This window comes from Streptomyces sp. Ru72, from assembly GCF_002920635.1.
Lineage (GTDB): Bacteria > Actinomycetota > Actinomycetes > Streptomycetales > Streptomycetaceae > Streptomyces.
Genome location: NZ_PQSR01000044.1, coordinates 33,039 through 55,933, shown reverse-complemented (window position 1 = coordinate 55,933; position 22,895 = coordinate 33,039). Strand labels below are relative to the sequence as shown.

Sequence of the window (22,895 nt, the reverse complement as noted above, 5' to 3'; positions counted from 1 at the left end):
GGTGACGGGGGTGGCCGGCCGCGTGATCGGGGCGGGTGGGGCGGTGCGGAGGCCTGCTCACCCCGTTCGAGAATCGGCGGCCGGACAGCCCGACCTGGCGGCGTGTGCGCGTAGTTGCCGCATGCGCCGGCCCCCCACGGACGGACGTGGCATCGACGCCGGTTTCCCGTGACCTGCTGATACGAGCCGTCTGTGAGGTGAGGATCCGCCTATCGGTGTGGGGAAATCCCGCCGAACGTTCGTCCGCGCACTCCGTCACTCCGGGAAGCGCGTGTCACGGGAAGGCTCAACGGACGACGAATGCGACGGCATCGTTTCCGGGGCCGCTCCGGGATCGACCCTCACCCACGGCAGGTCCTCGAACTGCGCGATGATCCGGCGCCAGCCGCCGCTTCGCACACCACCGGTGGGAGCGGCATCGTCCAGCCAGATCTCCGTGCCCGGCGGAAGGTCCTCCGGTCCGCGCTCGGTACCGATGACGAGGGTGAACTCGGGGTCATCAGGACTGCTCCGGCAGTAGTAAGTGTCCCCGTCGCGCCATGCTTCCACAGCGAAGTCCGCAAGGATCGCCCGCCCGCGGCGGCCCTCGGGAAAGAGCAGGAGCAGAGTGTCGCCCCGCACGGGCACGTCGGTGTCAGCGACACGGGCTGCCAACGCCTTGATGGGAACGGCGGGTTCGACCTGGAGACCGAAGCCGGTGCGGTGCGAGCCGGTCACGGTCACGATGTGGTAGGGCACGCCACATGCTCCCACCTTCCTGGGGCTTTCCCGCAAGCCGGGCACCCGGCGGCGATCGGGGGGCGGAACACCGCGCGGTTCGGGTACGGCAGATCGGCCGACTGGTCGTGGTCGCCGGCGGGCCGGTGCCGTACCGGCTGCTCGACGTCGACGGCGGCGAAGTGCGTCCGGCCGCCGATCACTTCCGCGGGGGCCTGCGGGTGAGTGTCCGTTCGGTGCAGCGGTGAGCTGTTACCAGCGGCACACATTGGCTGAAATCTGCGCGAGCCGGAAGCTTGTTCGTGGCAGGGAGACGCGGTCACGCTGGCCGCATGGTGAGTTCGTGGGGGCGGGTCGCGCTGCGGGCGGCCGGGCGTGCTGCGGGGTGGCTGGGAACGTTCGCCATGGGGTCGTGCGTGGCGACCGGGTTCACCCTGTTCACGGCGTGGGTGCTGCTGGCGTTGCGGGCGCACGGGCACCGGGACCTGGTGGCGATCTTCATGGCGTGCGGCGGGATGACCGTCTCCCTGGTCTTCCCTGTGCTGGCGGCTGTGTATCTCAACTCCCGTGACCGCGGGAAAGCGTCCTACGTCGTCGGAGGCGGCACGGGTCTACTTCTTCTGTGTGCGTACGGCGGCGTGATGTATTTCGGGTGGCACGACTCCGACCAGCAGGCTCTGCATGACCGCGGGATCGCGATCACCGGTGTCGTGACCAGGCAGTGGGAGTCGACGAGCCCGGACGGCACCGCTTCCGGGGTCGTCGTACGGCTGCCGGACGGGACCAGGCACAAGCTCCGGGGGGAGCAGTCGCCGGTGGGAACGCAGGTCGTCATGACGGTCGACCCGCGTGGCCACGTCGACAACCGGCTGGGAGCGCCGCCCGGGGCGCCGGACCATGTCGCGCTGAGACTGTCGGCCGCCGGAGTGGCCCTCGGCTGCGTTGCGTTGTCCGCGTGCTGCGCGGGGCTTCTCACAGAGGACATGCGGCGCTGGCTGCACCGAGGGAAACCGGTCGACCGGCGGCCCGGCGAGGATGCGGCAGTCGTGAAGAACTGAGCCCCGGGACGGAGCCACCGCGAGCCGCACGAGGAAACGGAGAGTGGCAGCCGGTCATCCGCCTTGGCTGGTCGGGGCTGGAGCCGGGATCGCACTCCTCCCTCACCTGGACCTTCGAGCCGCGACAGGATGCGACGTTCGTGGCCTGCGAGCAGACGGCGGGCGGCGCCACGGCGGTGACCATGCGCGACGCCCACCGCGAGTGGGAGGACTTCCTGCAGCACGGCCGGCTCGGTGCAGCCCCCGACGACCGGGCGATGCGCCACGGAGCAGGCCCCGTACCCGGTGCCCGCCGCGCCGGTCCCGGCCCCGAACTCACGGAGCTGGTCGCGGCGACCCCCACCGAGAAGCTGGAGCGGGCCGCCATCGCGGTCTACGGCAGCCGCAAGGCGGTCAACAGCCTCACGGGCAGCCTGCCCCTGCTGCGCCGAGCGCTGCTGAGGGCCTTCACAGCGGAAGGCCCGCGCGGCAACCGCTCATGAACCGGCGGACCTGCTGCGGGACAGGCGGCCAGGCGGGCGATCGCAGCGGTTGGCCCGGAACGGATCCTCGCCTGGACATCACGTGTGCGAGCACCGAACGGCCCACACGAAATCCCCCGGCCCAGCCCCGCAGAACCGCCGTCCGGCCGCCTCCCGTCCGGGACCCCGTTCCCCCGTGCGGTGGAAGACGCCGACCGTGTCGGGCGTATCGCCCGCTCCGCTACATGAAGCGACGATATTCAACTCTATATATCGCTGACCGGGTCGACTCGGGCAGACCGGACGGATGGGGGCGAGATGGCGGTGTCGTACGCGGGCGGAGCCCGATGTCTGGGCGGTGCCCGATGAGCACACTCGCCGTGGACTCCCTCACCCAGGTACTGGCCTTCACGGACGAGCCGCCGCAGCTCCTGCCCGCACGACAGCAGATGGCCTTCACGCTCGGCTTCCACATCATCCTGGTGCCGTTCGGCGTGGCGCTGACCTCCCTGATGCTCATCGCCAACTACCGCGGTCTGCGCAAGGGTGACGCCGACTCCCTGCTGCTCGCCAAGCGGTGGTCGAAGGTGGCCGCCGTACTGTTCGCCGTCGGGGCGATCACGGGCACCGTCCTCTCCTTCGAACTCGGGCTGCTGTGGCCCGGCCTGATGGGCCGCTACGGCGCCGCGTTCGGCTTCCCCTTCGCCATCGAGGGGCTCTTCTTCTTCACCGAGGCGATCTTCGTCTCGATCTACATCTACGGCTGGGACCGGCTCAGGCCCTGGGCGCACTTCTGGGCCGGCGTCCCGGTGGCCCTCGCCAGCATCGGCGGCGCGGCGGCCGTCATCGGCGCCAACAGCTGGATGAACAAGCCCGGCGGCTTCACGGTCCGCGGCGGCCAGGTCGTCGAGGTCCACCCGGCCCGCGTCTTCTTCAACGGCGCCTTCTGGTACGAGTTCGCCCACATGCTGCTCGCCGCCTACATCGTCGCCGGCTTCGGCGTGGCGAGCGTGTACGCGGTCGGCATCCTGCGCGGGCGTCGGGGCCGCTACCACCGGCTCGGCTTCCTCATCTCCTTCGTCACCGCCGCCGTGATCCTGCCCGTGCAGATGATCGTCGGCGACACCATCGCCCGGTACGTCTTCGCCTCGGAGCCCAGGAAGTTCGCGGCCATCGAACTCCTGCCGAAGACCGGGACCCACGTCCCCGAGACGCTCGGCGGCATCCTGGTGGACGGCGAGGTCCGCTACGGCATCCGGATCCCCGACGTGGCCTCCATCCTGGCCGCGTTCAAGCCCTCCACCCGCATCCAGGGACTGGAAGCGATCCCCGCCGAGGTGCGGCCCTCGGACCGGATCGTCAGCACCGTGCACCTGGCCTTCGACGTGATGGTCGGTCTCTCCTCGATCCTGATGCTGCTCGTGCTGTGGTTCGCCTGGCTCATGTGGCGGCGCCGCCCGCTGGAGCGCCAGACCTGGTTCCTGCGCTGCTGCGCACCGAGCGGCCTGGCCGCCGTCGCCTGCCTGGAGACCGGCTGGATGGTCACCGAACTGGGCCGCCAGCCCTGGACGGTCGTCGGCCACCTGCTGACCCTCGACGCGGTGACCCGGCAGGGCAACGTCTGGCCGCTGTTCGCCGCCGTCCTCGCCATCTACGTCGCCGTCGGCGTCAGTGCGGTCACCGTGCTGCTGTCGATGCGCAAGCGCTGGCAGGCCGAGGGCGACACCGGGGTGGAAGTCCCCTACGGCCCCCAGTCCGGACCCCGGCTCGCGGATGCCACCGCCGAATCGGAGCGATGATGCCCGACGTCGTCGTCAGTTTCCTCTTCATCGGCGTCATCGCGTACTCGCTGCTCGCCGGCGCCGACTTCGGCGCCGGGTTCTGGGACCTCACGGCGGGCGGCGCCGAACGCGGCAAGGAACCCCGCCACCTGATCGACATCTCGCTCGGCCCGGTCTGGGAGGCCAACCACACCTGGCTCGTCTACTGCCTGGTGTTCCTGTGGACGTCGTTCCCCACCGCGTTCGCCGCCATCACCACCACGCTCTACCTCCCGCTCGGCGTCGCCGCCCTCGGTATCGTGCTGCGCGGCGCGGGCTTCGCCTTCCGCAAGGCGTCCCTGCGCACCCCCGAACGGCGTGTCTACGGCGTGGCGTTCGCCGTGTCGTCGCTCCTGACGCCGTTCTGCTTCGGTGCCATCGCGGGCGGCATCGCCTCCGGGCGGGTACCCGCGGCCGGCGGGGGAGACGCCATCACCTCCTGGCTCAACCCCACCTCGGTCCTCGGTGGCGTGCTCGCCGTCCTGACCTGTGCCTACCTGGCGGCCGTCTACCTGTACGCCACCGCCGCGCGCCTGAACGCCACCGCCGCGCGCCTGAACGCCACCGCCCTGGTCCACTACTACCGGGCCCGCGCGTTCGCCGCCGCCGTCGGCACCGGCATCGTCAGCATCGCCGGCATCTTCGTCCTCCGGGCCGACTCGCCCCGCCTGTTCGGCGAACTCAGCGGCAGGGCACTGCCATTGGTCGTCATCGCGGCCCTGTGCGGCCTGGCCACGATGGCGCTGCTCCGCCGGAAGGTGATGCGCAATCTGCGCGTGCTGGCCGGCGGCGCGGTCGCCCTGGTCGTCCTCGGCTGGGGCGTCGCGCAGTACCCGTACCTGCTCGGCACCCATGTGACGATCGACGAGGCGGCGGCCCCGTCCTCCTCGCTGAACGTCGTCGTCGGCGTCGCCGTCGTCGCCGGCCTGGTCATCGTCCCCTCGCTCATCCTCCTGTTCCGCCTGGCGGTCCGTGGCCGGCTGGAGCCGGAGGAGCACTGACACCTCGTACTCGGCCCGTCTCGGGCCCGTGCGGCCGACTGTGCCGCGGGAGCTCGTTCACTCGCCGGCGGCGAGGACGGTCAGCGGGTCGGTCTGCACGGGGGCCCACCCCAGCTCCGCCTCGGCACGCGCCGGGGTGAGCTGCTGGTCGAGGGCGAAGGCGTCCGCGATCGGGCCCATCTGCTCGCGCGCCTGCTCCAGCGTGATGGAGGCGACCTTGCCGTCGAGGCCGACGGAGCGGGCGACGGCCAGCGAGCATTCCTTGGCGGTGGGGTTCACGCCGCCCACGCCGACGTACACCGAACCGGGCTTGGCCTTCAGGGCGGCGACGTACAGCTCCGCGATGTCGTCGATGTGCACCAGCGCCCAGCGGTTCGCGCCGTCGCCGATGTAGGGGATGGCGCCCGCCTCCTTGCCCGGGGTGGTGTAGAAGAGGTCGATCAGACGGTTCTCGCCGCCGTACAGCAGGCCGGGCTGCACCACGACGGGGCGGCCACCCTGCTGCGCACGCTGCAGGACGGCGTCCTCGACGGACTTGCGCCAGGCGACCAGGGACGGCGGGTTCCACGGGGCGGTCTCGTCCACGACCCCGCCGGTGTCGCCGTAGACCCAGGTGCCGCCGGTGTGCACATAGGTGCCGGTGCCGATGCCGTCCTGCATGGCGGTGGCGGCCGCGAGGTCCTCGTCACCGGTCTCCGCCTGCGCCAGGTGCACGACCGCCTCGGCGCGGGCCGCTGCCGCGTTGAGTACGCCGAGGTCTCCCAGGCCGCCGCGCACCGGAGTCGCCCCGAAGGAGCTGACCGTCTCGGCGGCGCGGTCGTTGCGGGCCAGCGCATCGACGGTGTGCCCGTGGCGGACCAGCGCGCTGATCGTGGCCTTGCCGATGTATCCGGATCCACCGGTGAGAAAGATCTTCATGGTTGCGGCTCCCGTCTCCGTAGGGCGGTGACTTCGCTGAACAGCCTGCGTCCGGAGAGGGGCCGGGGTCCAAGACCTGTTTCGACGCCTGTGATACCCGCTGGGCATCAGCGCTCATGCCCAGCGGGTATCAGCGACAGCGCAACAGGTCTTGGACCTCCGCCCGCTTCACCCAAAGTTGGACACAGCCCGGTACTGCCCTTCACCGAGGACCACTGAGCGTGTGCACCGCGGCGCCCTGCGTCGGAACGCCGAACAGGCGCCGGGGGCGGCAACGCCGCTGCGCGCCACAGCCGTGCCCCGTTCCACTACTCGCCCGCCGTGATCGGCCTGTTCGGACTCGTGGGCGCCGCCGGCGCGATGGCCGCCGATCTCACCGGCCGCGTCAAGCGGCACACCCACCCCATGCCCACCGCTGTCGCCGTCGCCTTCATCGCCGTCGCCTACGTCGTGCTGCTGGCCGCCGGCCGCACCCCGGGCGGCATCCTCGCAGGCGTGCTGATCCTGGACATCGGCGTGCAGGGGTTGCACGTGCTCAACCAGCGTGTCATCTACGACGTCGACGCGGCGGCCCGCAACCGGGTCAACAGCGTCTACATGACGTTCTGCTTCGTGGGCGGAGCCCTCGGCTCGGCCGTGGCGTCCTTCATGTGGTCGCAGGCCGGCTGGACCGGCATCTGCCTGACCGGACTCGGCGTCACCGCGCTCGCGTCCCTGCTGTGGGCTTGCACCTCCATCCGTGCCTGGAAGGCGTGAGCGCCATCGCCTGCGAACCGCCCGGGGCGCGGTGTCACGACTCCGCCGGCCATCCCTGACCGCCCGCGCTCCGGATCCGGCGGCTGCCCGGCACCCCGACCCATCGCAGCCTGGGCCTGCTCCCCGCACCGGCCGGTTCGGCCCCGACGGGGTGACGGGACATGCCGGAACCCTCGCGGTGCAACCCGTTGGAGGCGGCACAGCGAGGGGGCGGAAGGTGTCAGTCGCCGGCCTTGACGCCCTTGATGACCGTCTCGCCCCGCTGGGCCGGGAAACCCATGGTCTTCAGGAACGGCAGCGGGAAGTTGAGCGCCGGTGCAGTGAGCGCGTCCAGTTCCGTCAGGTGGGCGGGGGTGAGGCTGGCTGTGCGTGCCCCGTCTCGCTCAGGGTCTGGCGGGCCCATACGGTTTTGCCGTGGTCGTGGAGGCGGACGCCCCAGCCGTCCGCCACGCCGGCGACGATGAAGAGGCCCCGGCCGCTCTCGTCCATCTGGCGGGCGTGTTTCAGGTGGGGGGCGCTCATGCCGGCGTCACGGACCTCGCTGGTCAGGCGTTCGTCCAGAATGAGGCGCAGACGGTAGGGCGGGGCGCCATAACGGAGCGCGTTGGCGACCAGCTCGCTCACGATCAGCTCCGTGGTGAACGCGTCGTCCCCGTCGACACTCCACTCGCGCAGCCGGCGCCGTGCCGCCGCACGCGCCGCCGGGACCGCCGACAGATCCTCGGCCAGCGGCACTGTCAGGACCCGCTCACCGGGCAGCCCACGCGCCCGCGCCAACAGGATCAGCTTCTCCGTCTCGTGGCGATCGCGTAGCTCGTATGCGAGGGCGTCGGCCAGGTCGTCCAGCGGCAGGTCCCTACCCTCCCGCAATAGGTCGCGCAAGCCGTCCACAGTCTGCAGCAGGTCCTCGTTGCCGACGGCGAGGATGCTCCCGGAGGGCATCGAGAACGCGGTGACCGGGAACGGGGACCGGTCCGCGCCGGCCAGCACCGGGCCGCCCGGCGCGGACACGTCGGCTCCGTCGCCGCCGGGCATCACCAGGTACGGTTCGGCCAGTCCCGCACGCGCCATCGTGCAGGTGTGGTCCACCGCGTCGTACACAGCGATCAGGCAGCTTGCGGTGAGCGGTTCGCGGTGCAGCGGGTCGCCGGCCGGCAACCGGGTCCGCTCGGCGGCAAGCTGCACGGCGGTGTCGCTGAGCCGGGCGATCAGCTCGTCCGGCTCCAGGTCCAGCGCGGCCAGCGCGTGGATGACCGTACGCAACTGGCCCATCGTCGTCGCGGTGCCCACGCCCCGCCCGGTCACGTCCCCGTGCACCAGTAGGGTGCGGCCACCGGCCAGTTCGATCACGTCGAACCAGGCACCCCCGCCGCCGGGCCCCGGTATGTGCATCGACGCCACGTCCAATGTGCGCGGGATCGAGGGCCGTTGGGGGAGCAGCCTGCGCTTCACGGTCGCGGCGATCGTACGTTCGTAGGTGAAGCGGCGGGCGTTGTCGATGCACAGCGCCGCGTGTGCGCACACGTCCGAAGCCAGAGCGATGTCGTCCTCGTCGAAGGGTCCCTCATCCCGGTGCCGGTAGAAGCTCACCACACCGAGCGCCTGTCCGCGCACCGTGAGCGGCGCGACGATCAGCGAGTGCGCGTCCGACAGGGTGATGGCGTTCGCCCGCGCGGGGTCCGCCGCCAGCCACCTGCTGTCCTCCGTCACGGTGACCAGCCGGGGCCGCAGATCGTGCAGGACGCGGGAGTACGGCGTGCCCTCCGGCAGCCTGCGCACATCCCCGACCGCGTGTGCCGACACCAGCCCCCTGAATGCGGTACGCCGCAGCGGTACTTCACTGTCCACCGGTGCCAACGGCGGTTCATCGCCACGAATCACGTCGTCGATGACCTCCACCACCGCGATGCCCGTGAACGCCGGCACCACTGCGTCAGCCAACTCGCGGCAGACGGAAGCCACTTCCAGTTGAGTGCCGACCGACGCGCGGACCTTCTCCAGCAGCCGAAGCCGGTTCAGCGCCCGCTCACGGTCGGTGACGTCCAGCGCCGACGCGACGAGCCCCAGCACCTCGCCGTCGAGCCCCTCCAGGCGCACGTAGGACAGCGACTGGCTCACCGGCCGACCGGTGCCGCCCGCCGGGACGGCCCTCACGAGCCGCTGGAGCGCAGGCTCCCCGGTGTCCAGCACCTGGCGCGCCACCGCACGCTCCCGCTCGGGGTCCTCCAGGCCGAGCGCGGTGGGGAAGTCCGGCGCACCGGGCGCGGCGTCCGGCGCCACTGCCTCGCGCCTCTCGTCCCGTGAACACAACACGCGCAGATCGTGGTCGAGGACGTAGAGCGCGACGGGGGAGTGGGTGAACAGCGTGCGCAGCAGGGCGTGGTCCCGGCGGGCGTCGCCCGCGCCCCGCTCCTCGCGCACCTCCCAGGTCAGCTCGGTGCCGGAGAGCACCGGACGTACGGACACCCGGTCCAGTGCCTCGGCGATCGAGGGGGTGCGGCTCAGGAGCGCGGTGATGGTACGGCCCTCAGCCTCGGACCGGGACCGGCCGAGCAGAGCCTCGGCGCGGCCGGACCACTCGACGATCCGCCCGTCGCCGGTGATGCGCGCCAGCACCGCACCGCTCGCCATCCGCACCACACCTCCACTCCCGTTCGCGCCTCCCTCCATAGTGAGGGACACCCCGGGGCCGCTCACGTCGGTGCGCGGTGGCCACCCTGGGAGGTGCGGCGGAAGGGACCCGCAGGGCATCCTCACGTGGAGCGCCGCGATGCCGTAGCCGACGAGCACGGTCGGGGCATGGGATCGTGCGTCACCTGCGGACCACGTCGAGATCCGCCCCGGCCGGAAGGGACGCCGTGGGTACGCCTGGCTGCGAGTCACGCCGTTCTCCGCCACTGCGGTGAAGTCGAGCCCGGCGGCGCAGGCACCGGACGGGACGACCGGTGCTCCGTGACGCGCATCAAGCGCACGGCGCCGTCCCCCAGCGTGTCGTGCTCGGTGCGCCGACTCCGGAACACACGCGTGTTTCGTGCAGCGCGGCGCGCGCATCGTGCAGGACGTCGTGCCGCCCTCCTCCGCACACTCGGTGAACCAAGCCATCGACGCACACCGGATGACAGGTGGAGGCAGAACTCAATGCGGACGTTCGTCTACACATCCCGTCCCTCGCGGGTCGTCTTCGGATCCGGCACGGTGGGCCGACTGCGGGAGGAGGTCGAGCGGCTCGGCGGCTCCCGTGTCCTGCTGCTGTCCAGCCGGCCCCTGGCCCGGACCGCCACGCGGGTCCGCGAGGCCCTCGGAGACCTCGTCGTGGCGGAGTTCGACGGCGCCGCCATGCACACCCCGGTCGAAGTGACCGAACAGGCGCTCGACGTACTCACGCACGCATCGGCCGACGCGATCGTCGCCGTCGGGGGCGGCTCGACGACCGGCCTGTCCAAGGCGCTGGCTCTGCGCACGGACCTCCCGCAGGTGATCCTGCCGACCACCTACGCCGGTTCCGAGGTGACCCCGGTGCTCGGCGAAACCCGGGAGGGGCGCAAGGTCACCCAGTCGTCCCCGGCGATCCTGCCCGAGACCGTCGTCTACGACGTCGACTTCACCCTCACGCTGCCGCTGCCCATGACGGTGACGAGCGGCCTCAACGCCCTCGCGCACGCCGTCGAAGCCCTCTACTCGGCCGACGCCGACCCGGTGACGGACCGGCAGGCCCTCGACGCGATCTCACGCATCGCCCGGGCGCTGCCCCTGCTGGCCGCCGACCCGGCCGACCCGGAGGCCCGGGCCGACCTGCTGCACGCCGCCTGGCTCGCCGGTACCTGCCTCGCCACGGTCGGCATGGGCCTGCACCACAAGCTGTGCCACACCCTCGGCGGCAGCTTCGCCCTGCCGCACGCCGAGACCCACACCGTCGTGCTGCCACACGCCATGGCCTACAACGCGCCTGCGGTGCCCGAGGTGATGCGCCGCATCGCCGACGCCCTGGGCGTGCCCGACGCCCCGAGCGGCGTGCACGACCTGGTCGTCTCCCTGGGCGGCCCCACCTCGCTGCGCGACCTCGGCATGGCGGAGTCCGACCTGGCACGCGCGGCCGAGCTGGCCGCCTCGACGCCGTACCCCAACCCGCGCGAGGTGACCGCCGAGGGCATCGGTGATGTGCTGGCCGGCGCCTGGCAGGGACGCCGCCCGCAGGGCCCGCCCTCGACGGAGGCGAAGCTGGCCCGGCTCACCGAGGAGGTGATGGCCAGCTTCGCGCACGCCCGCGACCCCCGGGTCCGTACGCTGATGACCGACCTCGTCAGGCACCTGCACGCCTTCGTCGCGGCCAACGACGTAACCGACGCCGAATGGCAGTACGCCATCGACTTCCTCACCCGTACCGGACAGATGTGCGGCCCGACCCGCCAGGAGTTCGTGCTGCTGTCCGACACGCTCGGTGTCTCCAGCGCCGTGGACCTGCTCACCAACTCCCGCACGCCCGACACCACTCCGTCCGCGGTGCTGGGCCCCTTCTACGTGGAGGGCCCGCCCGAGACCGCGCCCGGCAGCGACATCTCCGGCGGCCTGCACGGCACCCCGCTGTGGGTGGACGTACGGGTCACGGACAGCGAGGGGGAGCCGGTCAAGGACGCGGTGGTGGACGTGTGGCAGTCCAATGAGGACGGCTTCTACGACGTTCAGCTCCCCGATCTGGAGGGACCGGTGCTGCGGGCCCGGCTGCGCAGCGACACCCAGGGGCGGATCACCTTCTGGTCCATCCTGCCCTCTCACTACCCGATTCCCGCCGACGGACCGGTCGGGCAGATGCTCGACGCGGTCGGCCGCCACCCCTACCGGGCGCCCCACCTCCACTTCATGTTCGACGCGCCCGGCCACCGCCGGCTCGTCACGCAGCTGTTCGTGGCCGGCGGAGCGTACCTGGACGGCGACACCGTCTTCGGCGTCAAGGACGAACTCGTCGTCGACTTCACACCGCGGTCCGGCCCCACCCCCGACGGCCGCCCGGTCGACGGCCAGTGGTGCCGGCTCGGCTACACCTTCCGTCTCGCCCCCCAGGCCGGATGACCGAGGAGCGCCCACCCATGACGACCACCGACCCGCTCGACGCGTACGGCACCGACGTCCTCGTCGTCGGCAGCGGCCCCGCAGGCGGCTCGGCCGCCCTGCTGCTGGCCACCTACGGCATCCGCACCCTGCTGGTGACCAAGTACGGGTGGCTCGCCAACACCCCGCGGGCGCACATCACCAACCAGCGCACCATGGAGGTCCTGCGCGACCTCGGCGTCGAGTCGGAGGCGCTGGCCCTCGGCAGCCCCTCCCACCTGATGGGGGACACCGTGCTGTGCACGGCGCTCACCGGCGACGAGATCGGCCGCATCCGCAGCTGGGGCACCGGTCCCGCGACGGCCACCGAGTACTCCGCCAAGAGCCCCTGCGAGATGATCGACCTGCCGCAGACCTATCTGGAGCCGATCCTGGTCGGCAACGCGGCGGCCCGCGGCGCCAAGGTCCGCTACGACACCGAGTTCCTCAGCTTCGAGCAGGACGAGGACGGGGTCACCGCCCTCCTGCGCGACCGGGTCCGAGGCGACGAGTTCACGGTGCGGGCCCGCTACCTGATCGGCGCGGACGGTGGGCGCAGCATGGTCGCCGAGCAGCTCGGCCTGCCCTTCGCCGGTCGCATGGCCAAGGCCGGCAGCATGAACATCGTCTTCAAGGCCGACCTCACCCGGTACTGCGCCCACCGTCCGAGCGTCCTGTACTGGGTGCTGCAACCCGGCGCGGACACCGGAGGCATCGGCATGGGCCTGGTCCGCATGGTCCGCCCCTGGAACGAGTGGCTGCTGGTGTGGGGATACGACATAGAGCAGCCGCCGCCGCGGGTCGACGAGGAGGCCGCGCGCGCGATCGTGCGCGACCTCGTCGGCGATCCTCACCTGCCGGTGGAGATAACGTCGACCTCGCTGTGGACCGTCAACCACGCCTATGCGGAGGAGTATTCGGGCGGCAGGGTCTTCTGCGCCGGAGACGCCGTGCACCGTCATCCGCCGTCCAACGGACTGGGCTCCAACACCTCCGTCCAGGACGCGTACAACCTCGCCTGGAAGCTCGCGATGGTGATCCGCGGCGAGGCGGGACCCGCCCTGCTCGACAGCTACACGGCCGAACGGGCCCCCGTGGGGCGGCAGATCGTCGAGCGGGCCAACCTCAGCCGCGACCAGTTCGGTCCGATCTTCGACGTGCTCGGCGTCGGCGGCGGCAGCGACGCGCAGGCCATCACCGACGGGATCACGGCGATACGGGCGCGGACACCCGAGGGCGCCAAGAGGAGACGGCAGCTGGAAGAGGCGATCCAGCTGAAGAACTACGAGTTCAACGCGCACGGCGTGGAGATGAACCAGCGGTACGTCTCCAGCGCGGTGCTCCCCGACGCCAGCCCGGCCGAAGTGTGGGCGGGCGACCCCGAGTTGGTGCACCAGCCGACGAGCCGGCCCGGCGCCAAGCTGCCGCACGCCTGGCTGGTCGACGCACAGGGCGAGCGCGTCTCCACGCTGGACGTCGTCGGCCACGGCGTCTTCACCGTGCTGACCGGCCTGTCCGGCGGTGTCTGGGAGACTGCCGCGCGTGCTTGCGGCGACGCCCTCGGCGTACCGCTGCGCGTGGTGCGCGTCGGTGACGACAACTGCCGTGACGCCTACGGCGAATGGAGCCGCGTCAGCGAGATCGCCGAGGACGGTGTGCTGCTGGTGCGCCCGGACGGACACGTCGCCTGGCGCCGTGCCACCGCCGCCGATACCGGTGAGGCGGCGCGGGAGGAACTCCTCGGCGCGCTCCGCCACGTCCTGGCGCGTTAGGGGAGGACACGATGGACAAGTTCGTGGCCACGGCCGGTGAGGCCCTGGCGGATGTGGCGGACGGACAGTCGTTCGCCGTCGGAGGCTTCGGACTGAGCGGTGTTCCGGAGGTCCTCATCGATGCCCTGTACGCGACCGGGGCGAGGGGCCTCGCGGTCGTGTCGAACAACTGCGGGGTCGACGGACGGGGCCTCGGCGTCCTGCTGGCGGCGGGCCGCATCGGCCGGGTCACCGGCTCGTACATCGGGGACAACAAGGAGTTCGCCCGTCAGTACCTCGCCGGTGAACTGGAGGTGGAACTCACCCCACAGGGCACCCTCGCCGAGCGGCTGCGGGCGGGCGGCAGCGGAATCCCCGCCTTCTACACCCCGGCCGGCGTCGGCACGCAGGCCGCCGAGGGTGGGCTGCCGTGGCGGTACGCCCCGGACGGATCGGTCGCCGTGGCCTCGCCGCCCAAGGAGGTGCGCGCCTTCCACGGCGTCGACCACGTCCTGGAGCACGCCATCACCACCGACTACGCGCTGGTCCGGGCCGCCCGCGGGGACCGGCACGGCAACCTCGTGTTCCACCGTGCGGCACGCAACTTCAACCCGCTGGCGGCGATGGCCGGCCGCATCACGGTGGCCGAGGTGGAGGAACTGGTCGAGCCGGGGCGGCTCGACCCCGACGAGGTGCACCTGCCCGGGATCTTCGTGCAGCGCGTCGTGGCGCTCACGCCGCAGCAGGCGGCCGACAAGGGAATCGAGAAGAGAACGGTGCGGGAACGATGAGCTGGACCAGGGACGAGATGGCGGCCCGCGCCGCCCGCGAACTGCGGGACGGCGACTACGTCAACCTCGGCATCGGACTGCCCACGCGCGTCGCCGACTTCCTGCCCCCGGACGTCGACGTCGTCCTGCACTCCGAGAACGGGCTCCTCGGCGTCGGTCCCTATCCCGCGCCCGACGAGGTCGACGCCGACCTCATCAACGCGGGCAAGGAGACCGTCACCGTGCTCCCGGGCGCGTCCTTCTTCGACTCCGCGCTCTCCTTCGGCATGATCCGCGGCGGTCACATCGACACCGCCGTCCTGGGAGCGCTCCAGGTCTCCGCCCACGGCGACCTGGCGAACTGGGCGGTACCGGGAAAGATGATCAAGGGTATGGGCGGAGCGATGGACCTCGTCCACGGGGTCCGCCGGATCGTCGTACTGATGGAGCACACGGCGAAGGACGGCACCTCCAAGATCGTGGAGGAGTGCACCCTGCCGCTCACGGGCCGTGGCTGCGTGGACCGGATCATCACGAACCTCTGCGTGCTCGACGTCACCCCGCACGGACTGGCCCTCGTGGAGACCGCACCGGGCGTGACGGCCGACGAGGTCGCCGCCCTGACGCCCCTGACCGTGCCCCCGCCCAAGGCGGTCTGACGGCCCTGACCGCGCTCCCCGCGAGAGGTGCCCTGAGCGCCTGACCGTCCCCACCCCAGCCGCCCTGCCCCCTTGTCCAGCAAGGAGCCCTACGCGGCCCCGGTACTGGCCTGCCTCGCCGCCCTGCCCGAGCTGGACCCGGCCGTCGTCGACCCACGCGGCGGTGCCATCCCCGTCGGCCATCCGCTGGGCGCGTCGGGAGCCCGCATCACGGGAGCGGTCGCACACCAGCTGGCCGCGGCGGGCACGGGTACGGGGCTGGCGGCGCTGTGCATCGGCGTGGGCCAGGCACTGACGATGGTGCTGGAACGCCGAGGGCCGCGGCCGCCGCGTTCAGCCCGAACGGCGCAACGCGGCGGGGGTGGTGCCGAGCCGGGCGCGCATCACCCGGGTGAGGTGCTCTTGGTGCGAGAACCCGCAGGCCACGGCCACCTCGGCGATCGGGTCGCCACCGGTGCGCAGCAGCCGGCACGCCCGCTCCAGCCGCAGCGCGAGCAGGAACTGGTGGGGCGACTGTCCCGTGCTCACCCGGAACTGCCGCGTGAACTGGCTGCAGCTCAGTGACGCCGCGGCGGCGAGGTCCGCGATCGGCAGCGGTTCGGCCAGCCGTTCCTCCATGAGCTCGTGGACGGCGGCGAGCCGGCGTGCGGACAGTCCGGACCGGCTGTCCGCCGGTCTCGTGCAGACGCCGTGCCGGCGGGCGAGCTGTGCGGCGAGCATCGCGGTCAGATGGTCGGTGTAGGTACGGGCCGACGGCTCCCACGAGCGCACCGCGCCGGCCAGCGCCAGCAGGAGCTGCTCGGCCAGGGAATCGGTGGTGCCGAGCTCCTCGGACAGCTCCACGGGCCGTCCGTCGTTCGCCTCGCACAGCGCGTCGTCGGTGAGGTAGGCGTGGACCGTGTCGAGCCTGCCGCCGAGTTCGACGGCGAGGGCACGGCCGGCCGGCTGGAGGAAGAGCCCCCCAGCCGGGATCGTCCGCGACCGTGTGCCCGCCCCCCGTCCCCGCCGCACGGTGACGGGGCCGTTCAGGTGCAGGATCACGAGGTGCGTGGGCGCCGGATCGAAGGCACCACGGTAGGGCTGCTCCTCCTGGGTGGAGAGGTACAGCCGCTCCCACCCGAGCCCGGCGCTGCTCTGCCGCGTCCGCACGCCGGGTTGCCGCAGGATGCCGACCGTGTCGGCCAGGCCCAGCTCCGCCATGGTGCGACCTCCTCGTGGCACCAACTACTAGTTGAACTGTAAACCAGAACGGCGTGCGCGGAAGGCTGGACGTCCTGATTCGAGCTGCGAAGGCATCGATCCTCGACGCTGCCGCCCGAGGTCGGTTCCGGCCCAGATGGTTGACGGTTAAACAAGATGGTTTAAGATTCACCATACTGTCGTTGATCGCCGCGCTTCGCACAGCGCGCCGAGCGCGACGCCTGTGCACCACGCGGGCCCAGTCCGCCGTGGCGCACCGTACTTATCCTCAGGATCGGAGACGACTTCCATGACCAGCCCTGTCCGCCTTGCCGTCATCTACTACTCCTCCACCGGGTTCTCGGCCGAGATCGCCAAGGAGATCGCGGAGGCGGCCGAGAAGGCGGGCGCCGAGGTGCGCCTGCTCAAGGCCGCTGAACTGGCTCCCGAGGCCGCCATCGCCTCGAACGAGGCGTGGGCCGCCCACGCCGCGGCGAGCGCGGGCATTCCCGATGCCACGGCCGCCGACGTCGAGTGGGCGGACGCGATCGTCTTCGGCACCCCCACCCGCTTCGGAAACATCTCGTCGCAGCTCAAGCAGTTCATCGACACCCTGGGCGGCCTGTGGGCACAGGGCAAGCTCGCCAACAAGGTCTACAGCGGCTTCGTGACGACCGCGACGGCGCACGGCGGCCAGGAGTCGACGCTGCTCGCCCTGTACAACTCCATCCACCACTTCGGCGGCATCATCGTGTCCCCGGGCTACACCGACCCCGTCAAGTTCGTCGACGGCAACCCCTACGGCACCTCGCACGTCGACGCCCAGGGCAGCAACCCGGTCGGCGAGCAGACCCGCAACGCCGCCCGCCACCAGGCCGAGCGCGTGGTCCAGGTCGCCGCCGCCCTGAAGGCCGGCCTCGCCTGACCTGCCGGCACACGGCGCCCCACGGTCCGCCGTGTGCCTGCCCGCACCGCGGGTCCGGCAGCCGACGCGCTGCCGGACCCGCGGTGCGCGTCTACCCGGCTCGCACCGATCGTCCTGTTCCGGCGACTGGGCGTAGTCCTGTTCCGCGACCATGCCGTCCACCACCAGGCCGTCCACGACCAGGCCGTCCCTGCGATGATGTCGGTCGTGGCGTCCGCGCTTCCGATGCGGTGGTGGACGAGTCGGCAGTGGCCGTCCCCCGTAGTGCGAACCGCGGCGTATGCGCGGCCTCGTCCCGGCCGCCAGTCACTCGAATCAGATGCCTGAGGAAGAGAACCGTGAGCTCCGACATGCAACACCGGGTCGCCATGCTCGTCTACGACGGGGTGAAGCTTCTGGACGTCTCAGGTCCCGCCGAAGTGCTCGCAGAAGCGAACAAACTCGGCGCCGACTATCGGATCGCCCTGCTGTCGACGACCGGTGCCGACGTCACGTCGTCGGTCGGCATACGGATCACCGTCGACGGCAGCCCCGCCTCCGAGCCGGCCCCGGATACGTTGGTGGTGCCGGGCGGCGACATCTATCCCAGGACTCCCGTCACGCGCGATCTGATCGAGGCTGCGAGGGACCTTGCGGCCCGCTCCGGCCGTGTCGCCTCCGTCTGCTCCGGGGCGTTCGTGCTGGGTGCCACCGGCCTGCTGGACGGTAAGCGTGCCACCACTCACTGGAAGGTCGCAGGCGAACTCGCAGCCCGGTGTCCGAAGACCCGTGTCGAACCCGACGCCATCTACGTACGCGACGGCACCACGTACACGTCGGCGGGTGTCACCGCCGGCATCGACCTCGCGCTGGCGCTCGTGGAGGAAGACCACGGGCCCGAGGTCAGCCGGGACGTCGCCCGCGCCCTGGTGGTCTACCTGCAACGCGCGGGCGGTCAGTCGCAGTTCTCCGCTCCGCTGCAGGCCCCGCCACCCAGGTCTCCCGCGCTGCGCAGGGTCATCGACCTGGTCCAGGCGGACCCGGCGGGCAACCACTCCCTCGATGCCCTCGCCCGGCATCTCAATGTCAGCCCCCGCCATCTCACGCGGCTGTTCCGCGAGGAGCTGTCCACCACGCCGGCCCGGTACGTCGAGTCGATCCGGTTCGACCTCGCCAAGGCATTCCTTGATCAGGGGCACACCGCGACCCAGGCGGCCGCCTTGGCGGGATTCCCGAGCTACGAGAGTCTGCGCCGGGTCTTCGCACGGGAGCTTTCCATCAGCCCCGCTGCCTATCAGCGCCGCTTCGGCAGCGCGCGCCGCGCGCAGGCGAGGGCGTGACGGCATGCGCCTCATCGCATCGAAGACGCCCGCCGGCTGACGGCGAACGGCAACGTCCTCCTCGACATCCGAGACGTCCGGAAACGAGGGGCATCTGTCCGATCGGGCGAGGCGTCGTCGCGCGTACTGGGGTGGAATGAGACCAGGGAGCCGGCTGGGGTCCACGGGCAGACCCGGAAGCCCGCTGGGCCCAGGGGCAGCCGGCTCCCGTCCACACCCGTGCCGCCCCCGCCTCCGCCGCCCGCCTGTCCGGATGCGGGTGATTCATGGCCGGACCGAGGCGGCGCCGGACGGCGAGTGGTCGGCAGTGTGGAAGACGGACGCACCGTCCCTTCGCAGAACACTGATATTGGAAGGCGCAGAGGTCATGAGCGAAATCATCGCAGGGGTGGAGATTCCCGAAACGGCGGCGGTCGCCGAAGCCACCCGCCTCATGCAGAAGATGACCAGCCCCCTCATCTACCACCACTCCCGGCGCGTTTTCGTCTTCGGCGTCATTCACGCCCGCAGGCTCGGTGTGGAGCCCGACCCGGAGCTTCTCTACCTGTCCGCCATGTTTCACGACACCGGCCTCTTGACGCCGTTTTCCGATGTGGAGCAGCGTTTCGAGGTCGACGGAGCCGACCACGCACGTAAGTTCATGCTCGACCACGGTTTCCCGGCCACGGCCGCCGACGTGGTGTGGACGGCGATCGCGCTGCACACGACCCCCGGAATTCCCGGGCGGATGGGCCCGGAGATCGCCATCACGAATTTCGGGGTTCTGACCGACGTGCTCGGCGTGGGTCTGGACGAACTGGATCGCAGCCAGGTGGACGAGATAACGGCCGCCCATCCGCGAGGCGACTTCAAGAACGAGTTTCTGCAGGCATTCGTCGACGGACTCGAGTACCGCCCGGAGACCACGAACGGAACCGTGAATTCGGATGTGCTGGAGCACTTCATTCCAGGCTTCCGTCGCACCACCACGGTCGAGCGCATCATGGGCGCTCCCTGGCCGAGCTGATCAGGACGCCGCAGAAGACGACGTGATGAAACACGTGAGTCGCGCTCGCCACGGGCGCCGTCTCGGGCGAGGTTCGTCCTTCGCCGTCCTGGTCTGCGCCAATGTGGTGATGATGGCCACGGCAAGCGCACCGTCACCGATCTACCCGCTGTACCGGGAGCGCTGGGGCCTGTCGGTCACGATGCTGACGGTGGTCTTCGCCGTGTACGTCGTGGGTCTGCTCGGCGCGCTGCTGACGGTCGGATCGCTGAGCGACCACTTGGGTCGCCGTCCGGTGCTGGTCGCCGCCCTTTTGGTGGCGGCGACCAGCACGGCGATCTTCTGGACGGCCGACGGTGTCGTCTCCCTCCTGACGGCCCGGGTGGTGCAGGGCATCGCCACGGGGACTGCCACCGGCGGTCTTGCCGCCGGACTGGTCGACCTCTCACCCGAGCGACGCCCGCATCTCGGGCCTACCCTGACGGGGGTCGGCACGAGTGTCGGCATGGCCACGGGCGCAGGAGTGGTGGGACTGCTGGTTCGGTCGACACCGCGTCCCGATGCGTATGTGTTTCCGTTCCTCACGCTGACCTTCGTCGTTCTGGCCGCGGTCATCCTCATGATCCCTGAGACACTCGCCCCACGAGCGGTTGGGTCGGCGTCGCTGCGACCGAGAGTCCGGGTCCCTCGGGAAGCCCGGCCCGCGTTCCTCGCCTCCGTTCCCGCACTCGTCGCGGGGTGGTCCGTCACGGGTCTGTTCCTGGCGCTCACTCCATCCCTGGTGAGCAGGGTCCTGCACGTGCGGTCCGGCGCTGCGGGAGGGCTCAGCATCGCGGCGCTGTTTCTGGCCAACAGCGTGGGCGGGTTGTGGTCCGTTCGGCAAACGGCACGGCGCGCCACCTTGCTGGGGGCGGTTCTCCTGACTCTGGGGGCGTCCGGACTGGCGGTGGCCATCGCTGTTGCGTCGCCGGCCGTATACGTGGGCGGATCGGTCGTCGCCGGACTGGGCGTCGGCCTGACGTTCAACGGCAACCTCCGCGCCGTCAGCGCGGTCACCACCGCGAAGTCCCGGGCGGAGGTCTTCTCGGCCGTCTACGTGATCAGCTATGCGGCGTTGAGTCTTCCGGCCCTCGCGGCCGGGCTGGCGGCGCCCTCATGGGGGCTGGAGACCACGGGCTACCTGTACGTCGGCTTCGTCGGGGCGCTGTCCTTGGGCGCGGCCCTCCACGCCGGTCGATCACGCGCACGCAGGCCCACCGGCGATCCGATTCGCACGGGCTGGGAAGCCGGACCGCACAGCGAACGGACCCGCTGCTGAGCGCGCCGCAGCGCGTGGCCTGCGGAGGGGGCTGCCCCGCAGCTTGATCACGAACTGTGGCTGCCGCGTCAGAGCGGGACGGCTCGTTTCCGCGCAGCTGTCTTCGAAGAGGCCGAGTGCGGGCAGCTACGCCGCAAAGGCTGGAGGAGGTTACCACCGTATGGGTGACGGGCACGGGCCCGGATGGTCTGGGCAGGACGACCCGCTCGGAGTCGAATGGGAGAGGCACCGGCCCGCGGTTTTCGGTGTGGCCTACCGGCTGCTGGGGAGTGTGGCCGATGCCGAGGATGTGACCCAGGACGTGTGGCTGCGGGCGGCCGGAGCGGATCTGCAGGACATCGTTGATCTGCGGGCCTGGCTGGTGACGGTGGCCGCGCGACGGGCGTACGACATTCTCAAGAGTGCCCGTTGCCGCCGGGAGACCTACGTCGGGCCGTGGCTGCCGGAGCCGCTGCTGACAGGGCCGGACGCCTCGCAGCCGGTACTCGTCGACGAGTCCGTCAGTTCGGCGATGCTCCTGATCATGGAAGAGCTGAGCCCGCCGGAGCGGGTGGCCTTCGTCCTGCACGATGTCTTCGGTCTTGAGTTCGGCCGGATCGCCGAAGTGCTGGATGTCTCTGTGCCGGGTGCCCGGCAGCTCGCCTCGCGGGCACGACGGCGGGTGGCCAAAGCGAAGCAGTCCACGCCGCAGGCGTCGAAGGCGGAGCGCGAACGCCTCCTCGCGGTCTTCCGCGCCGCCTACGAGGCCGGGGACCTGGCCGGCCTGGTCAGGTTTCTGCACCCGGACGCCGTCTACGTCACCGACGGCGGCGGCAAGGTCTCCGCGGCGCGCAAGCTCATCCACGGCGGCGAGCGCGTCGCCGAGGTCATGGTGCGTACGGGACGGCAGTGGCGTCCGGACCGCATCGACTTCGCCGAGGTCGGCGGCGAGCTCGCCCTCGTGTTCCACCGGGAGGGCCGGGTCTACTCCGTCGACACGGCCCAGATCGCAGACGGCCTGATCATCGCGTATCGCAGGGTTCTCAATCCCGACAAACTCGTGCGCGTCGGAGCTGTCACACCTGGAGGGGCTGCCTCGTCTCCCTGACGAGAACGCAAAACGGGCGACGAAGAACGCGCGAGACCAGGTGACACCGATCATGCAGCACGGCATACATCCACCTGCAGTCGCCATGACCGGCGCGCGAGCGGGCTGTGCGCTCGGGTCGCCCCTCCCCAGTAAGGACCTGTATGCAAGCCATCACTGTGCGAGACCGCAACGCCGGAATCGCCGGCATGTCCCTGATGGACGTGCCCTACCCCCATGCGGCCGAGAACGACGTCATCGTGCGGGTGCACGCCGCAGGCTTCACCCGGGGCGAGCTGGACTGGCCCGCCACGTGGACCGATCGCGCCGGCCGCGACCGGACGCCGAGCGTGCCCGGGCACGAGCTGTCGGGTGTCGTCGTGGAGCTGGGGTACGGCACGACCGGCCTCAGCGTCGGACAGCGGGTGTTCGGCCTGGCCGACTGGACCCGCAACGGCACCCTCGCCGAGTACACCGCGGTGGAGGCCCGCAACCTCGCTCCGCTGCCGGCGGACATCGACCACACCGTCGCCGCCACGCTGCCCATCTCCGGGCTGACCGCGTGGCAGGGCCTGTTCGACCACGGCCGCCTCGCCGCAGGCCAGACCGTCCTGATCCATGGTGCCGCGGGCGGCGTCGGCTCGATCGCGGTGCAACTCGCCCGCGAGGTCGGCGCCCGCGTCATCGGCACCGGCCGGGCCTCCGACCGCGACAGGGCACTCGCACTCGGCGTCGACACATTCATCGACCTGCAGACCGAGAAGCTGGAGGACGCCGGCGAAGCCGACGTCGTGTTCGACGTGATCGGCGGAGACATCCTCGATCGCTCGGCCGCCCTGGTGCGGGCCGGTGGCACGCTGGTCACCATTGTCATGCCACCCAAGGTCCAGCCCAAGGACGGGCGGGCGGTCTTCTTCGTCGTCGAACCCGACCGCGCCCGGCTCGCCGATCTCGCCACTCGGGTGAGGGACGGCCGGCTCAAGCCTTTCGTCGGTGCTGTGCGGCCGCTCGCCGAGGCACCCGCCGCGTTCGCCCCCGGCAAGCGAACTCCAGGCAAGACGATCATCCGCATCACGGAAGACTGAACCAGGAGACCCATCGTGATCG

The 22,895-nt window shown here is 71.1% G+C and carries 19 protein-coding genes and 1 pseudogene; 16 read left to right on the top strand and 4 right to left on the bottom strand.

What is annotated here, in order from left to right:
• Nucleotides 1–255: 255 nt before the first annotated feature.
• Nucleotides 256–738 carry a hypothetical protein gene (locus C3488_RS21065; RefSeq protein ID WP_103841636.1) on the bottom strand — a complete coding sequence of 161 codons (483 nt, stop codon included), beginning with the start codon at nucleotides 736–738 and terminating at the stop codon, nucleotides 256–258.
• Between the two features lie 311 nt (nucleotides 739–1,049).
• On the opposite strand from C3488_RS21065, the gene C3488_RS21060 reads away from it, so the two are divergent.
• The 4 genes from C3488_RS21060 (at nucleotide 1,050) to C3488_RS21045 (ending at nucleotide 5,057) form a co-directional block, all read left to right on the top strand.
• Nucleotides 1,050–1,775, top strand: coding sequence for a hypothetical protein (locus tag C3488_RS21060; protein WP_103841634.1), 726 nt, complete (start codon nucleotides 1,050–1,052; stop codon nucleotides 1,773–1,775).
• Between the two features lie 140 nt (nucleotides 1,776–1,915).
• Entirely contained in the window at nucleotides 1,916–2,257 is a 342-nt protein-coding gene (locus tag C3488_RS21055) for a DUF2000 family protein (RefSeq protein WP_103841632.1), read from the top strand.
• Between the two features lie 344 nt (nucleotides 2,258–2,601).
• Nucleotides 2,602–4,035: a cytochrome ubiquinol oxidase subunit I gene (locus C3488_RS21050; RefSeq protein ID WP_103841631.1), complete on the top strand. Its 1,434-nt coding sequence runs from the start codon at nucleotides 2,602–2,604 to the stop codon at nucleotides 4,033–4,035.
• Nucleotides 4,032–5,057 carry a cytochrome d ubiquinol oxidase subunit II gene (locus C3488_RS21045; protein WP_258053549.1) on the top strand — a complete coding sequence of 342 codons (1,026 nt, stop codon included), beginning with the start codon at nucleotides 4,032–4,034 and terminating at the stop codon, nucleotides 5,055–5,057. Before C3488_RS21050 ends, C3488_RS21045 begins: the two co-directional genes overlap by 4 nt.
• A gap of 57 nt (nucleotides 5,058–5,114) precedes the next feature.
• Here the strand turns inward: C3488_RS21045 and C3488_RS21040 are convergent, their stop codons facing one another.
• Nucleotides 5,115–5,975 carry an NAD-dependent epimerase/dehydratase family protein gene (locus tag C3488_RS21040; protein ID WP_103841627.1) on the bottom strand — a complete coding sequence of 287 codons (861 nt, stop codon included), beginning with the start codon at nucleotides 5,973–5,975 and terminating at the stop codon, nucleotides 5,115–5,117.
• Between the two features lie 321 nt (nucleotides 5,976–6,296).
• On the opposite strand from C3488_RS21040, the gene C3488_RS21035 reads away from it, so the two are divergent.
• Entirely contained in the window at nucleotides 6,297–6,731 is a 435-nt protein-coding gene (locus C3488_RS21035) for a hypothetical protein (protein ID WP_103841625.1), read from the top strand.
• Nucleotides 6,732–7,070: 339 nt separating this feature from the next.
• On the opposite strand, the gene C3488_RS21025 is transcribed toward C3488_RS21035, so the two are convergent.
• Nucleotides 7,071–9,362 (bottom strand): SpoIIE family protein phosphatase, encoded by a 2,292-nt coding sequence (locus tag C3488_RS21025; protein WP_181139122.1) that lies wholly within the window; start codon nucleotides 9,360–9,362, stop codon nucleotides 7,071–7,073.
• A gap of 507 nt (nucleotides 9,363–9,869) precedes the next feature.
• Here C3488_RS21025 and C3488_RS21020 point away from each other — a divergent pair.
• The 5 genes and pseudogenes from C3488_RS21020 to C3488_RS21000 form a co-directional block, all read left to right on the top strand.
• The gene (locus C3488_RS21020) at nucleotides 9,870–11,798 is read left to right on the top strand and encodes a maleylacetate reductase and hydroxyquinol 1,2-dioxygenase domain-containing protein (RefSeq protein ID WP_103841619.1); all 1,929 of its coding nucleotides are present in this window, start codon (nucleotides 9,870–9,872) and stop codon (nucleotides 11,796–11,798) included.
• Between the two features lie 17 nt (nucleotides 11,799–11,815).
• A complete protein-coding gene (locus C3488_RS21015; RefSeq protein WP_103841617.1) occupies nucleotides 11,816–13,588 on the top strand; it encodes an FAD-dependent monooxygenase in 1,773 nt (590 codons plus the stop codon).
• Nucleotides 13,589–13,599: 11 nt separating this feature from the next.
• Complete coding sequence (locus tag C3488_RS21010; protein WP_103841615.1) at nucleotides 13,600–14,358, top strand: CoA transferase subunit A; 759 nt, start codon at nucleotides 13,600–13,602, stop codon at nucleotides 14,356–14,358.
• Entirely contained in the window at nucleotides 14,355–14,996 is a 642-nt protein-coding gene (locus C3488_RS21005; RefSeq protein WP_103841613.1) for a CoA transferase subunit B, read from the top strand. The genes C3488_RS21010 and C3488_RS21005 overlap by 4 nt, the downstream gene beginning before the upstream one ends.
• A gap of 84 nt (nucleotides 14,997–15,080) precedes the next feature.
• Nucleotides 15,081–15,308 (top strand): annotated as a pseudogene (locus C3488_RS21000) (3-oxoadipyl-CoA thiolase); the annotation flags it as partial.
• Between the two features lie 21 nt (nucleotides 15,309–15,329).
• Here C3488_RS21000 and C3488_RS20995 read toward each other — a convergent pair.
• Nucleotides 15,330–16,196, bottom strand: a complete 867-nt coding sequence (locus tag C3488_RS20995) for a helix-turn-helix domain-containing protein (RefSeq protein WP_103841611.1) — start codon at nucleotides 16,194–16,196, stop codon at nucleotides 15,330–15,332.
• Nucleotides 16,197–16,485: 289 nt separating this feature from the next.
• Between C3488_RS20995 and wrbA the strand changes: the two genes are divergently transcribed.
• The 6 genes from wrbA (at nucleotide 16,486) to C3488_RS20965 (ending at nucleotide 22,873) form a co-directional block, all read left to right on the top strand.
• Nucleotides 16,486–17,100, top strand: coding sequence for an NAD(P)H:quinone oxidoreductase (gene wrbA / locus C3488_RS20990; RefSeq protein ID WP_103841609.1), 615 nt, complete (start codon nucleotides 16,486–16,488; stop codon nucleotides 17,098–17,100).
• 338 nt (nucleotides 17,101–17,438) lie between these two features.
• Nucleotides 17,439–18,419 carry a GlxA family transcriptional regulator gene (locus C3488_RS20985; protein ID WP_103841607.1) on the top strand — a complete coding sequence of 327 codons (981 nt, stop codon included), beginning with the start codon at nucleotides 17,439–17,441 and terminating at the stop codon, nucleotides 18,417–18,419.
• 367 nt (nucleotides 18,420–18,786) lie between these two features.
• Complete coding sequence (locus tag C3488_RS20980) at nucleotides 18,787–19,425, top strand: HD domain-containing protein (RefSeq protein WP_103841605.1); 639 nt, start codon at nucleotides 18,787–18,789, stop codon at nucleotides 19,423–19,425.
• Between the two features lie 25 nt (nucleotides 19,426–19,450).
• Complete coding sequence (locus C3488_RS20975; protein WP_181139121.1) at nucleotides 19,451–20,722, top strand: MFS transporter; 1,272 nt, start codon at nucleotides 19,451–19,453, stop codon at nucleotides 20,720–20,722.
• A 160-nt stretch (nucleotides 20,723–20,882) separates the two neighbouring features.
• On the top strand, nucleotides 20,883–21,809 hold the full coding sequence (gene sigJ / locus C3488_RS20970) for an RNA polymerase sigma factor SigJ (RefSeq protein ID WP_103841601.1): 927 nt from the start codon (nucleotides 20,883–20,885) through the stop codon (nucleotides 21,807–21,809).
• Nucleotides 21,810–21,952: 143 nt separating this feature from the next.
• Nucleotides 21,953–22,873 (top strand): NADP-dependent oxidoreductase, encoded by a 921-nt coding sequence (locus C3488_RS20965; protein WP_181139120.1) that lies wholly within the window; start codon nucleotides 21,953–21,955, stop codon nucleotides 22,871–22,873.
• The last annotated feature ends 22 nt before the right edge of the window (nucleotides 22,874–22,895 follow it).